The 13,532-nt window shown below is 61.0% G+C and carries 10 protein-coding genes; 4 read left to right on the forward strand and 6 right to left on the reverse strand.

Going from position 1 to position 13,532, the window contains the following annotated elements:
• Positions 1–21: 21 nt before the first annotated feature.
• Positions 22–1,284, reverse strand: coding sequence for an efflux RND transporter periplasmic adaptor subunit (locus tag P5205_16060; GenBank protein HSA11875.1), 1,263 nt, complete (start codon positions 1,282–1,284; stop codon positions 22–24).
• 136 nt (positions 1,285–1,420) lie between these two features.
• On the opposite strand from P5205_16060, the gene P5205_16065 reads away from it, so the two are divergent.
• Entirely contained in the window at positions 1,421–2,323 is a 903-nt protein-coding gene (locus P5205_16065; protein ID HSA11876.1) for a DMT family transporter, read from the forward strand.
• A 483-nt stretch (positions 2,324–2,806) separates the two neighbouring features.
• Here P5205_16065 and P5205_16070 read toward each other — a convergent pair whose 3' ends face one another.
• Both P5205_16070 and P5205_16075 read right to left on the reverse strand, forming a co-directional pair.
• On the reverse strand, positions 2,807–4,417 hold the full coding sequence (locus P5205_16070) for a DUF3352 domain-containing protein (protein HSA11877.1): 1,611 nt from the start codon (positions 4,415–4,417) through the stop codon (positions 2,807–2,809).
• Positions 4,418–4,453: 36 nt separating this feature from the next.
• The gene (locus tag P5205_16075) at positions 4,454–5,776 is read right to left on the reverse strand and encodes a Gfo/Idh/MocA family oxidoreductase (GenBank protein HSA11878.1); all 1,323 of its coding nucleotides are present in this window, start codon (positions 5,774–5,776) and stop codon (positions 4,454–4,456) included.
• A gap of 137 nt (positions 5,777–5,913) precedes the next feature.
• On the opposite strand from P5205_16075, the gene serS reads away from it, so the two are divergent.
• The gene (serS, locus tag P5205_16080) at positions 5,914–7,215 is read left to right on the forward strand and encodes a serine--tRNA ligase (protein ID HSA11879.1); all 1,302 of its coding nucleotides are present in this window, start codon (positions 5,914–5,916) and stop codon (positions 7,213–7,215) included.
• 43 nt (positions 7,216–7,258) lie between these two features.
• Entirely contained in the window at positions 7,259–8,755 is a 1,497-nt protein-coding gene (gene glgA, locus P5205_16085) for a glycogen synthase GlgA (GenBank protein ID HSA11880.1), read from the forward strand.
• A 16-nt stretch (positions 8,756–8,771) separates the two neighbouring features.
• Here the strand turns inward: glgA and P5205_16090 are convergent, their stop codons facing one another.
• The 3 genes from P5205_16090 to P5205_16100 form a co-directional block, all read right to left on the reverse strand.
• Positions 8,772–9,863, reverse strand: coding sequence for an inorganic phosphate transporter (locus P5205_16090; GenBank protein HSA11881.1), 1,092 nt, complete (start codon positions 9,861–9,863; stop codon positions 8,772–8,774).
• A 303-nt stretch (positions 9,864–10,166) separates the two neighbouring features.
• Positions 10,167–11,246 carry an inorganic phosphate transporter gene (locus P5205_16095; GenBank protein HSA11882.1) on the reverse strand — a complete coding sequence of 360 codons (1,080 nt, stop codon included), beginning with the start codon at positions 11,244–11,246 and terminating at the stop codon, positions 10,167–10,169.
• 6 nt (positions 11,247–11,252) lie between these two features.
• Positions 11,253–11,882: a DUF47 family protein gene (locus P5205_16100; GenBank protein ID HSA11883.1), complete on the reverse strand. Its 630-nt coding sequence runs from the start codon at positions 11,880–11,882 to the stop codon at positions 11,253–11,255.
• Between the two features lie 115 nt (positions 11,883–11,997).
• On the opposite strand from P5205_16100, the gene P5205_16105 reads away from it, so the two are divergent.
• Entirely contained in the window at positions 11,998–13,353 is a 1,356-nt protein-coding gene (locus P5205_16105) for a Gfo/Idh/MocA family oxidoreductase (protein HSA11884.1), read from the forward strand.
• Positions 13,354–13,532: the final 179 nt, after the last annotated feature.

Genomic DNA, 13,532 nt, shown 5'->3' on the forward strand with positions numbered 1-13,532 from the left:
AAGGGTGAAACGCGGACCAGCTCAACGCGAGGCGCTGCCCGCGCTCGGACCGGGGCCTTTTTTACCGGGTGGCCGGTCGGTTTTTCCGGCGCCTGCCGGCGCGCGCTCGGAGGCGGTATTGAGGTTGGTGCCGGAACCGCCTGCGCCCTCGCTACCGCCTTTGCGTTGCGCAGTCGCTTTCCCCGCCTTGTTCTCACGTGCTTCTTTGGGCAGCTCCAGCGCGACGACCTCGCCTTCCTTGAGGCCATCCTGTATTTCCGCATAAAAGAAATCCGAAACGCCCACCTTCACGTTGCGCTTCTGGAACGTCTCTCCCTGCTGCACGTAAACAAAGCGCTCCATCTGGCCGCCTTCCGACATTTTCTCCGTAAACACCGCGGCCAGGGGCACGGCTGTCACGTTGTCCGCTGACGCCACGGGGATCTGAACGTTCGCGGTCATGCCCGGGCGAATGCGGGGGTCGACATTTTTCAACAGGATGCGGGCGGGGTAGCCCTTAATATTGTTCTTGATGGTGGCTTGGGGAAAGACGCGCTCCACCAGGCCCGTGACGCTCAAGCCCGGCACCGCCTCCACCGTCACCTCGACCATCCCACCTACTTTGAGCCGGGGCACATCCGCCTGGTTGACCTGCGCGTTGATGATCATCGAGTTAAGGTCGGCGATGGTGAGCACCTCGGTGCCGCTGTTGAAGCCGCCCGAGCCGGACACCGCCTGACCCATCGAGACCGGCCGGGTCAACACGGTGCAGGCAAACGGGGCCCGCACCTCGGTTTTGGTCAGCTGCTCATCGGTCAGAGCCAGGTCGCGCTCCGTGCGTTCAAGAGCGTTCTTGGCCAGGTCGTAGGTGGTCTTGGTGTCGTCGTATAGCTCCTGTGAAATGAGTTTCTCGGCCAGCAGTTGCTGCGCCCGCTTGTAGTCGCGCTCCGCCTTCTCCAGGCTCAGCTTCGCCTTCTCAATATCAGTCTGATTTGCAGCCCGCTGCTGTTTGAGCAGCTTGTCGTCCAGCTTGAATAGCAGGGCGTCCTTTTTAACGGAATCGCCGACATCTACCGGCAGTTCATCAATCAGCCCGTTGATTTCCGGGCGGACCGACACCTGCTCGGCGGGCGCAATCTCCCCCGCCGCATTCACCGAGAAGCTGATGTTGCGCAACTCCACCGTCGCAGTCGTGGGGCGGGTGGAGGCGACGCTGGTCTGGCTGGCCTTCTGCCAACGATTCCAGCCATAGTAACCGCCCGCTCCAAGAACTGCGATAACTATCAGAACAACGAACTTATTCATCACAATCGAGGCCACACAGACTAGTCAGGGAATAGCCCGCAAGTAAACGCCTATCTGGGTCATGCGCGCAAACAGGCCAATGAAAGCTTGCCAGACCCGGCCCTAACCGATTCTGTTCTACGCTCTTTGGACACGTATGAAGCCGTCGTATTTGATGTTATTGTTGGTGCTCAACCTCTTCTGGGGTTGCGTATATTCCGCCAACAAAGTCCTGGGGCAGTACCTTACCCCTGGCGGCATCGTCACTCTGCGCTTCGGCCTGGCGGCGCTGTGCTTCCTCCCGCTCTGGCCGCTCCTGCGCGGGCCGGCGCCGCGGGGGCGGGACCTCTTCGATGCCTGCCTCATGGGGGTGCTGCACTTCGCGCTGGGACAGCGGCTGCAGACCTACGCCAACGAGATCGGCACGGCCGGCAACTCGGCCGTCCTCATGGCCATCGAGCCCCTCTTCACATCGGCGGCGGCGGCCTTCTTCCTGCGCGAGCAGTTGGGCCCGCGCCGTCTGGCAGGTTTCGCCCTCGGGATATTTGGAGTCGCCCTCCTCAACCGTGTCTGGCGCGGTGATTTTCAATGGGCCGGCCTCGCGCCCAGCCTCATCTTTGTCTCATCTTTCGTATGCGAAGCCGCCTATTCCATCATCGGCAAACCTATTGTCGCTCGCGCCAGCGGCGCCAAGATCGTAGCCATGTCCCTGGTGGCGGGGACAGTTGCCAACCTGCTCGTTGACGGGCCAGAGACCTTTCACGCTGCCCAGAGGGTGCCAATTCAGGCCTGGTGGCTGCTTCTTGCCCTGGCCATCATCTGCACCGTCGGCGGCTACACCCTCTGGCTGATCATTATCCGCGAATGCCCTGTTAACGTCGCCGCCCTCACCATCTTCGTCCAATCCGTCTTCGGCGTCCTGATCGCCGCGCTTTGGGTCCATGAGACGCTCCACTGGGGCCATCTCTTCGGCAGCCTCAGCATCGCCGCCGGCCTGGCCCTCGGGCTCTCGCGCCAGGTCCATGGCACGCCTGGCGTGCAAGCCAGGCAGTCCGCCTGATCGAATTGCCGTGTCGGGCATGTCAGCCCACGTCCCACCTGAGGGAAACCACATTCAAGCTCACAGGGGGGCTTACAGGTGCCATTTACGTAGGTGAACAGGCCGACAGAAGGCAGACAATTGGCGCCGCCATCCATGAGAGAGCCTCCTATGCCTGGACCGAATAGCCGCCCCTGTGTGACAACGCTGTGAAACCCGTTATACCCCGGTGTGGTTCCCATGGGGGCCGACCCCCATGGGAACCACACCGGGGTCCCGCCGGATTGGCACCGTTCAATAGCCGTAGCTGACTTTGGCGTGGGGTGCCCCAGGTTTGGGGCACGGATGGAGGCAGTGGCAGGAGCCGCAGTCGGTGGATGTGACTGAATTCACACGACTTTCGGCGCATTTCTTGAACTCAGCTGCCCGGCTATGCGGCTTTACCAGTTACGGGTCAGGTTGGATTCTGCGCTATGGGCAGGCAATATTCCCAAACTTGGCACCTTAATCAGCCAATTTGTGGCCTGCGATACTGCATTCGGGCGGATCGCCAACACGGTTGATGGTGTAAGTGCCACCAGCGGGGCAGGTGGGGATTAGCTGGTTACGGAGATATGGATTGAGGTCGTCAGGCGCTGGAGTGTCAGACTCGGCCTTACTATTCTCCAAAGCCCACTGCTGTTTGGCCCCATCCAGTTGGCGAAGGTTGTTGATGCAGGCGTTCTTCTGGGCGGTCGGGCGCGGTTTGAGAAAGCTGGGAATGGCAACCGCCGAGAGGATTCCGATGGGGACACCGGCGCCTGCGGCGAGCAACTTCCCGGGATGCTGGTTGCCGTTGCCGACCACCAGCCAGCCATCGTCGGTGTTCGCCGCGACCATGTAGTTGAACGCTGGCTTGCCTGAGGTGATTAGAGATTGGAAAAAGGCTGCCTGTGGCCCGGAAGCGCCGGCTCTCGCCTGCAGAGCGGCTTGTTGTATCTTCACCATGGTCTGGCCGAAGCGCGCGCTGGTGAAGGTGAAGCTGTTTCCCTGCGCGGGCAGGTCCTGGGCGAGGCGCTGGAATTCCCGACTGTACTTCAGGCCATGCTTCTGGCCGGACTTGGCGGCGAGGACTTCATTGATGAGGGCATCGGTTGTGGCGATGAGGAGGTAGCCCTCGGTGGCGGCGACGGTAGGACGGAGTTGAAGGGGCAGCGGGAGCGGCAAAGGCCAGGTCCGCATTTTTAGCCCGGGCTGGTCGGCTCGGACGATCTGCTGTCCGCCGTTCTTGCGCAGCGCTTCGTCCAAACGGTTGAAGAGCGTGTCATCCTTGACTGTGGCAACGATAAGCAAAGAGGGTTCAGGGATTTGCAGCGGTTCGGCTTGTTCCGGCACGGGGATCCGGACCACCCTCGTGTCGTCAAGCACAACCGCGAAGCCCATTTCGCCGCCGAGCGAGGCGAGAACGCGGTCCCATTTGAGGCCGGTGGACTGCTCGAAGCTGGCAGGGATTCTGGTGAGCAACTCCTCGGCCTGGGGGAAGCCCGCCCGAGCGACTTGCTTTTGGAGAACCGCCCAGAGCATCGGGGCGTCGAGATCGCAGAAGGTGGCCAGTGCCGTGGTGGCGGGGAGCAGGTCGAGGCCGGTCAAGGCATGAGGCTTCTGGCCGAACATGTTCCAAAGGAAGCCGGAGCTCTGGCCGGGGTAATGGTGCAGGAGTAGTTTGGAATGGTAGAGGTTGGTGTCGCGGGCAACCGAACTCATGCCAAAACCGCTGACTTCCTCGATGCCACTGTGCTGGATGAGATTGGTGACCAGGCAGAGGACGCGGTCAAGGTTTTGAAGGTCTTGCTTACCGAGGTCGGGAATGGCGCCCAGCAGGCCGTGCCAAGCGGCGACCTTGCCGGAAACGCCCGCGAGCCATTGCTCGGTGCTCAGATACAGATATAGGCTGCCGCCCGGATCGAGTTGCGACGTGACCTGCGCGAAGCTGGTTCGTTCGGCTGACGCGACGCCCGGAACGGGGAGCTTCCTCGGTTCAACCTCCGACGCCTGCTCCTTCTTACAACCGACGACAACCGTGAGGGCGAGCAGGACCAGCGAAAGGACGAAGTGCACTGCGGACTGCCACTTCATAGCTATTAGTTCGCCTCGCTATGTGCCCGACCCGAACTAGCGCAGCTTCCAGGGCGAACGGTAGGGCCGGGTCAGGAGTTTGGCGGCCTCGGCGTCATCCAGGATGCGTTCCTTGTCCGCATCCCATTTGATCTTGCGCCCCACGAGCATCGAGATGAGACCAAGATGGCCGGGAAGGGCGGAATGGTGCGCGGTCTCGACGGGCGTGATGGTCGGTTGGCGCGACTTGACGCAGTCGATGAAGTTTCGGTGGTGGTTATCCGACTTGTAGAGCACGATTTTGTACCGGTCGGGCGGGATTTGAGCGAACCAATCAGGGTTGGAAGCGTCGAAGCCTCCGCGGTCCACCCATACCCAGCCCTCGGTGCCAATCCACTTGGTGCCGCCTCGAATGTCCGCATGGCCGCCAGCCATGATCATGGTGATGTCGTTCGGATACTTGAGGGTGATGCGGTATTTGGTGCAGGTGTGCCAAACGGCGGTTGGGGGAGGGAACTCGCCGTGGCCTTCGATTTCGTAAGGGCCGGAGTTGTCGAAAGCGAGGCCCCAATGCGCAATGTCGCAATGGTGGCCGACCCAGTCGAGCAACTGGCCGCCGCCGGTATTGTAATTCCAGCGCCAGTTCATGTGGACACGGCCCTCGATGTAAGGCTCCATCCTGGACGGCCCGATCCAGAATGGGTAGTCCAGCCACGCCGGCGGCTGGGTCACGCCCATCTTGTCCTTCGTCCCGGCGAAGTCGGAATGGCCGCTGGGCAGGCCCACCTCGACGCGCGTCACCTTGCCAATAAGGCCGTTGCGGACGATCTCCGCCGCCTTGCGGAATGGCGCCTGAGATCGCTGCCACGAGCCGGTCTGCCAGATGCGCTTGTGCTTCTGAACGGCTTTGACGATGGCTTGTTGCTCGGCGACAGTGCGCGCCAGCGGCTTTTCGCCATAGATGTCTTTCTTGTTCTTGGCGGCGTCGATGGCAAGCAGGGCATGCCAATGGTCCGGCACAGCGAGCATGACAGCGTCAATGTCCTTGCGGTCCATCATGTCGCGGTAATCATGGTAGGGCTTGCAGTCCTTGTTCTTGTAATGGCCGTTGACCCTATCGAGCGCGCCCTGGAGGTGATTCTTGTCCAGATCGCAAGCGGCAACCACCTGAACATCATTCATCCCCAAAAACGCGTCGGTATTGCCGGGGCCCATCATGCCCCAGCCGACAATGCCCATCGTGATGCGTCCCGATGGAGCAGTGTTTCCCGCCCTGCCCAGCACGCTGGCGGGGATAATGGTCGGCGCGGCGACAGCCAGGCTGGCGGCGGCTAGAAAACGGCGACGGCTAATCTTGGAAGAGGAAGCAAGTTCATTCATGGGTGCAAATGACGCCAGAAGGCGCGCCGCGACACCAGTATAAAATCGGCGCGAGACTGGAGCCTTGATCAAGTTCAGGCGGCGAGCGGATTGCCCTTCATTCTTGCTGCCGAAAGGGACACTCCTATAATGCGCCGATGCTTGACGTTAGAGTGATTCGTGAACGGCCGGATTTCGTCCGCCAGCGCCTGGCAACGCGCGGGGCAGGGGATGAGAGTCACATTGACGAACTGCTGCGGTTGGACGAGCAGCGGCGCAAGTCGCTGGGCGAGGTCGAGGCGCTTAAGGCCCAGCGCAAGCGCGTCTCCAAGGAAATCGGCGCGCTTATGGGCCAGAAGAAGCTCGCCGAGGCCGAGGCCAGGAAGAAGGAAACCAGCGACCTGGGCGACCGGATCGCGGTGCTGGACCAGGAAGCGGCGGAGGCGGAGGCGGCCCGCGATCGGATAATGCTGCGGCTGCCGAATTTGCCGCACGAGTCGGTACCGGCGGGTAAAGCGGCGGAGGATAATCTTGTGGTGCGGGCGCACGGGGATAAGCCGGTGTTCGCGTTCAAGCCCAAGCCGCACGTGGAGCTGTGCGAGGGCCTGGGGATGGTGGATTTCACGCGCGCGGTCAAGCTCGCGGGGAGCGGCTTCGTGCTTTACACGAATTGGGGCGCGAAGCTGGAGCGGGCGTTGATCCAGTTCATGCTCGATTTGCACACCGGCGAACACGGTTACACGGAGGTGTCGCCGCCGTTCATGGTGGGGCCGCAATGCCTGGAAGGGGTAGGCCAATTCCCGAAGTTTGCCGACCAGTATTACGCGGTGCAGGAAGGCTTGGACCCCAGCACGCTGGGGAAGCTCTACTTGATTCCAACGGCCGAAACGCCGGTGGCCAACATTCACCGCGAGGAAATCTTGAAGGAAAGCGCGCTGCCGATCCGCTACTGCGCCTATACGCCTTGTTTTCGCGGGGAGGCGGGCGCGGCGGGTGTTGGGACGCGCGGCATGATCCGCGTGCACCAGTTCGACAAGGTGGAGCTGATCAGCATCGTGAAGCCGGAGGATAGTTACGCGGAGCACGAAAAGATGGTCAGTTGCGCCGAGCGTGTGTTGCAGGTGCTGGGATTGCATTACCGGGCCGTGTTGCTGTGCACGGGCGACATGGGATTCGCCAGCGCAAAGACGTACGACCTGGAGGTGTGGGCGCCAGGGCAGGGGAGTTACCTGGAGGTTTCCAGCGTGTCGAATTGCGAGGATTTTCAGGCGCGGCGGATGAACTTGCGCTTCAAGACTGAGGGCGGCGAGAATAGATTCCCGCACATCCTGAACGGCAGCGGCACGGCGCTTGCTCGGCTGTTCGTGGCGCTGGTGGAAACGTATCAGCAGGCAGACGGAAGCCTCGCAGTGCCTGCGGCACTCCAGTCTTATCTCAAGACAGAGCGTATTCAGGTTTGAGGCATTCGCTCGCCGGCCAGCCACAGACACGAATGTATTGGGCATGAGAATTTTAATCGCGAGCAGCGAAGTCCATCCTTACTCGAAGACCGGTGGGCTGGCCGACATGGTTGGGGCGCTCGCCAAGATGCTGGCGCGCAAGGGGAATCGTGTCGGCGTGGTGACCCCGCTGTATGCGGGCATTCGCGAGCGCTTTCCGGACCTTAAGCGCGCGAATTTGCCCCTGGAATTGCCGCTCGGCGCGCGCAGCGTTCGCGCTGAAACCTGGGGCCTGAATCCGGCTGAGGGGCTGACCGTCTATTTCGTGGATCAGCCGTCGTTCTATGACCGCGCGGACCTGTATCAACAAGACGGGGCGGATTATCCGGACAATGCAGAGCGGTTCATCTTCCTATCGAAGGTCGCGGCACACCTGGCGGTGCATCTGGACTGGCAACCGGAGGTTTTGCACCTGCACGATTGGCAAACCAGCCTCGCCGCACTGCTGATTAAACACCAGGGAGGACGAACGACGCAGCGCCCCCCCCCCGGCGTCTGCCTGACCATTCATAACCTGGCTTACCAGGGGCTGTTTCCTGGTGCGCAATACGAGTTGACCAACCTGCCCGGAGACTACTTCACTCCCGCGGGAGTGGAATTCTACGGCCAATTGAGCTGTTTGAAGGCCGGCATCGTCTACGCCGATGTTATCACGACCGTCAGCCCCCGCTACGCGCGCGAGATTACGACCGAAGAAATGGGCTGCGGCCTCGACGGCCTGCTGCGGCAACGCAACAGTTCGCTGGTCGGCATCCTCAATGGGGTTGATTACGAGGAGTGGAACCCGAAAAGCGATCCGTTCATTAAGTACCCCTATTGCGCGAAAGACCTCAGCGCTAAGACCGCAAACAAGCTTGAGTTGCAGAAGGAATTCGGTCTGCCGGTGGATGCCAGCATCCCGCTGTTTGGCAACATTGGCCGGCTGGCAGAACAGAAAGGGGTGGAGATCCTGCTAGGCGCGCTGGAGGAGATGCTCAGCGCGAATCTGCAATTTGTCGCGATCGGGAACGGTTCGCCGGCCTTCCAGCGGGCCTACCACGACCTTGCGCGGCGGTTCCCGGCCCAGGTTGGTGTGCGCGTTGGTTTCGACGGAGCTTTGTCGCACCGGATCAAGGCCGGCTGTGATTTCTTCCTAATGCCCTCTCGGTTCGAACCGTGCGGACTCAACCAGATGTACGGCCTGCGCTATGGCACGATCCCCATTGTCCGCACCACCGGAGGCCTGGACGACACGGTTATTGACGCCAGAGAAGAAGCCGGGAAGGCCAACGGCATAAAATTTGCCGAGTATTCCTCAACAGCGTTGGCCAAAGGCATGCGCAAGGCCCTGGCGCTGTTCACCGAGCCCGAGACGCTAAAGCGATTCCGCCTTAACGGGATGACTGCCGACTTCTCCTGGGATCGCACCGTGGGGGATTACCTACGGATCTATAGCGCCGCACAGCCACAATCGCGGACCAACTCTCACCTTGTATCCGCGGAATCCAGGCCTGTGAAGTAAGGCATTGGGAGCAAGGCTATCCCAGCCCCCGTAACAGCCGCACCAAAGCATAGGCGAGGAGCCCGCTCACGGGAATGGTCAGAATCCAGGCCCACACCATGCGCTCGACCACTGACCACTTGATAGCATTTAGTCTTCTGGCCGCACCGACCCCCATGATGGCGGCAGAGATGTTGTGGGTGGTGGAGACGGGGATGCCGAGGTGAGTCGCGGCCAGAATGACCGCGGCGGAACCGGTCTCGGCAGCGAAGCCATTAATCGGGTGGAGCTTCACCATCTTGTGCCCCAGGGTCTTGATGATGCGCCAGCCACCGACAGCCGTGCCGGCGGCCATAGTGATGGCGCAGACGACCTTGATCCACAGGGCGATTTCCATGTCTTTGCCCGGAAGTGGCGCGGGGGTGTGCAGAAAGGATAGCCAGCGGGGCAGGTTGTCCAATTGCCCTGCTTGCGTGGCGCCGAGAAGGGTCAGGGCAATGATGCCCATGGTCTTCTGCGCGTCGTTGGTGCCATGCATGAATCCCATCGCTCCCGCACTGACCATTTGTGCTCGTCCGAAAAAGCGATTCACCCCGGTCGGGCGGGCATTCCGGAGCAGCAGATAGAGCAGCGCCATTATAAAGAAGCCCAGGAGCAGGCCAGCCATCGGGGAGGTGAACATGGGCACAATGACCTTCCAGAGAAGGCCCTTGCCCTGGTACCAATGCTCCGAGCCGGGTTGAGCCCAAATAATGACGTGCCAATTGTTGCCGGCGGAAGCCAGTGCCGCGCCGCACAAGCCGCCTATCAACGCATGGCTGGAGCTGGAGGGCAATCCGAACCACCACGTTATCAGGTTCCAGACAATCGCTCCCAAGAGGGCGCAGATCATAATTTCGGAGCTGAGCGTTACGACCTTGGTGTCTACCAGTCCTGAGGAGATGGTCTTCGCGACGGCGGTGCCCCACATGGCCCCGATCAAATTGGTCGAGGCGGCCAGCAACACAGCCTGGCGCGGCGTGAGGACTTTGGTGGCCACAACCGTGGCAATCGAGTTGGCAGTGTCGTGGAATCCGTTGATATACTCGAAAATCAACGCGACCAGAATCACTGTCAGCACAAGTGTCATAGCAGTCAGATTCTCTTGAACACGATGTGGGCAATGACATTACCGGCATCCCCCGGGGGGTCAATTACCTTGTCATCTTTGGCCATCAATCTCTGTTGTGAGAAAATGCCAACCCACCTCTCCCTGAGCGAAAAAGCCGCACCGAGCATCAGCGTGCCGACCCAACGCCTTCAAACGGAAACACCCGCCTCCACGAGTTACGATGCTGTGCCATCGCACCGCCCCAGTTCCCGGTCCCTTCGTTGTGCAAGGTCCCCCCTATTATTACACCATTGCCACATTCGGGCACATCCGGGTAGCCGCTCAGGCCGTTCCGCCCAGCGCCTGGAACAAGCGCATCAGCGCGTAAGCCAGCAGACCAGTTGCCGGCAGCGTCATAAACCACGTCCACACTATGCTTTCGACCACATGCCAGTGCATGGTCTTGTAGTTGCGCGCGGCGCCGACACCCATGATCGAGGTTGAAACAGCGTGAGTGGTGGAGACGGGCATGCCGAGCACGGCGGTCGTCATGAGCACCGAGGCCGAAGTGCTGTCCGCCGCAAAGCCGTTCACCGGCTGCAGCCGGGAGACTTTGCGGCCAAGGGTCTTGATGATTCGCCGGCCTCCGGTGGCGGTACCCGCGGCCATTGTGAACGCGCAAATCAGCTTCACCCAAAGCGGGATTCTGAATTCGGGCGTGTACAGGAAATGGAGCCAGGAAGGAAGGTGATTCAGATGACCAATGTTGGTGGCGGAGAAAAGAGCCAGGGCAAGGATGCCCATAGTCTTCTGGGCGTCGTTACTGCCGTGGCTAAACCCCAGGAAACCCGCGCTGACAATTTGAAGTTTGCGGAACGCCTTGTTGATGCTCGACGGACGGCAACGCGCGAGCAGAACATACAGCAGGGTCATCCACAGAAATCCCACCAGGAATCCGAGGATGGGCGAGCTGAACATGGGGATGATGACCTTGTAGAGCAGGCCGCCCCACGCGTACCACGGCTTGCCGGCCACCGGCTCAGACCAAATGACGACGTTCCAGTTATTGCCCGCCGAGGCGACAGCGGAGCCAACCAGACCGCCGATCAACGCGTGGCTGGAGCTGGACGGCAAGCCGAGCCGCCAGGTAATCAGGTTCCAGATGATCGCCCCCCCCAGACCGCAGATCAGCGTCACGCCGGTGACGCATTGGGCATCCACCAGGCCTTGGCCCACGGTGGTCGCAACCGCCGTGCCCGCCAGGGCGCCCGCCAGGTTGGTGACTGCCGCGAGCATGATGGCTTGCGTAGGGGTGAGAACCCTCGTTCCGACCACCGCGGCCACCGAGTTGGCGGTGTCGTGGAAGCCGTTGATGAACTCGAAGGCCAGCGCCACGACGATGACCGTCAGAAGCAACGTCATGGAGCGTCAGGAATGCTTCAGGGCAATATGGGCGACCACGTTGCCGGCATCGCGGCAGCGGTCTATGACCTTCTCCAGTTGTTCATAGAGGTCCTTGAGGGCGATGACCTGGAGCGGTTGGTACTTGCCGCTGAAAAGGTCCCTATAGAGCGACATCATGTGACCGTCGGCTTCGCTTTCGAGGAACTGGAGCTTGTCATTAAGTTCTTTGACACGTTCGAGGTCCATGCCTTTGCGCAGCGATTTGACCAACTCGAGGACGATGTTGGTGGCTTGCTCCAGCACGGTGATCTGCTTGGAGAAATCCACTCCCCGGGCAAGTTGCGGCGCCAGCAGCACACGGGTGGTGAACTTGTCAATCATCTTGGGTATCTTGTAGAGCGCGGTGGAGAGCTCTTCGATGTCCTCGCGCTCGAGGGCGGTGATGAAGGTGGTATAAACGGCATTGCTGATTTCCCGGGTGATTTGTTTGTCCTTCTTGCGGGCGTAAGCGAAGTCATCCACCGGCATCGGCTTGTCGAGCTGCTGGCTCAGCTTGACCAGCGCCTGCACGCTGGTGCGCGCCTCCTCTGCGCTGGCTTCAAGCAGCGCAAAGAACTTGTCTTCCTTGCCTAAGAGTTTCTGTAGCGAGAACATAGTGTCCTACTTCTACCTGACTGGCGGCCAAGCGCACGAAAAAAAGAGGCGGATGCTCGTCCGGGCCTACGTTTGCGATTGACGCTCCCCGGACCTTTTGGTTGCCTACCGCCCAATGCCTGTTGATTTTACTTACGTAAGGTCCGACTCTTCGTTCAGCCGTCGGACCTTCCTCAAGACCCTCGGCGCCGCGACCCTGGCCGCGCCCTTTGTCATGCGCGACTTGATTGCCCGCCCTCCCAGCAGCGTGCTACGTCACGCCAGTTTCGGGGCCGCTGGCATGGCTTGGGAGGACGTCCGGCACCTTATGCAATCGAAACAGGTGGAACTGGTGGCCGTGGCCGAAGTGGACTTGAGGCGCACCGCTGAGCTTAAAAAGCATTTCCCCACCGCCAGAGTTTACCAGGATTGGCGTGAGTTGCTCGATAAGGAAGGCAAACAGCTCGACTCCGTCAACGTCTCGACGCCCGACCACATGCACGCGCCCATCGCCATGAGCGCCCTCCAATTGGGAAAGCACGTCTACTGCCAGAAGCCGCTCACGCACGACCTCTACGAAGCGCGCAAGTTGACCGAGTATGCCCGCTGGAAGGGCGTTGTGACGCAGATGGGCATCCAGATTCACTCGACCAGTTTCTACCGGATGGCGGCGTTGCTCGTGCAGGCCGGGGCTATCGGACGAGTCAAGGAAGTCCACTCCTGGAACTCCGGCACCTGGGGTGACACGACCTCGCGCCCCGACAAGTCCGATCCAGTGCCAACGGGCTTGGACTGGGACCTCTGGCAGGGCGTCTGTGCCGAGCGGCCCTTCATCGGCGACGAATACTACCATCCGAACAACTGGCGCAAACGTCTCGATTTTGGCACTGGCACTCTCGGCGATATGGGCTGCCATATCTTCGACCCGGTATTCACGGCCCTCGAACTGCGGGCGCCCCTCTCGGTGCGATCCGAAGGCCCGCCTCCAAACCAGTGGAACTGGCCGATTGACTCCCAGGTTCAATACGTCTTCCCCGGCACCCGCTTCACTGCCGCAAACACCATCCCGGTCACATGGTATGACGGCACGCAGAAGCCGCCCTCCACGATCCGCGCCCTGCTCGAAGGCGACGACCTGCCGGGCACCGGCTCGATCTTAGTTGGCACGCAAGGCGCGTTGGTGGTGCCGCATGTCGCAAGGCCCTTGCTTTACCCGGATAAGAAGTTCAAGGACCTCAAGTTTCCGGACGTAACCGAGCAGAATCACTGGGGCAGGTATGTCGAGGCCTGCCTGGGCGGTGCGCCGACAAGTGCGGGTTTCGACTACTCCGGGCCGCTGGCCGAAGCAGTGCTGTTGGGCACTGTCGCCTTGCGCTTCCCGCAGACCACGCTCCACTGGAATGCCGCGGCACTGAGCTTCGCCGAGGGGACCGCCAACCAGTTCATTCGTCGCATCTACCGCAGCGGTTGGGGTGTCACGGGACTTTCCTGATGTGCCAATGACTGCGCGTGCACCAGCCGTCCTCGTACTCTGGATCCTTTTTTGCGCGCTCTGCAACTGTGCAGGTTGGGGTCTCTCGGTTGCTCACCAACTCAACGCTGTGGGTTATTTGGCAGTCTTCGTGGTCGGTGGCAGCGTAATCTTGCTTGCCCACAGGCAGTTGTTTCCCG

This window comes from Candidatus Paceibacterota bacterium (assembly GCA_035452965.1).
In the GTDB taxonomy this organism is placed as follows: domain Bacteria; phylum Verrucomicrobiota; class Verrucomicrobiia; order Limisphaerales; family UBA8199; genus UBA8199.

Coding starts and splice junctions, on each gene's coding strand:
- P5205_16060 (HSA11875.1), bottom strand. CDS start 1,284: ATGAATAAGTTCGTTGTTCTGATAGTTATCGCAGTTCTTGGAGCGGGC.
- P5205_16065 (HSA11876.1), top strand. CDS start 1,421: ATGAAGCCGTCGTATTTGATGTTATTGTTGGTGCTCAACCTCTTCTGG.
- P5205_16070 (HSA11877.1), bottom strand. CDS start 4,417: ATGAAGTGGCAGTCCGCAGTGCACTTCGTCCTTTCGCTGGTCCTGCTC.
- P5205_16075 (HSA11878.1), bottom strand. CDS start 5,776: ATGAATGAACTTGCTTCCTCTTCCAAGATTAGCCGTCGCCGTTTTCTA.
- serS (HSA11879.1), top strand. CDS start 5,914: ATGCTTGACGTTAGAGTGATTCGTGAACGGCCGGATTTCGTCCGCCAG.
- glgA (HSA11880.1), top strand. CDS start 7,259: ATGAGAATTTTAATCGCGAGCAGCGAAGTCCATCCTTACTCGAAGACC.
- P5205_16090 (HSA11881.1), bottom strand. CDS start 9,863: ATGACACTTGTGCTGACAGTGATTCTGGTCGCGTTGATTTTCGAGTAT.
- P5205_16095 (HSA11882.1), bottom strand. CDS start 11,246: ATGACGTTGCTTCTGACGGTCATCGTCGTGGCGCTGGCCTTCGAGTTC.
- P5205_16100 (HSA11883.1), bottom strand. CDS start 11,882: ATGTTCTCGCTACAGAAACTCTTAGGCAAGGAAGACAAGTTCTTTGCG.
- P5205_16105 (HSA11884.1), top strand. CDS start 11,998: ATGCCTGTTGATTTTACTTACGTAAGGTCCGACTCTTCGTTCAGCCGT.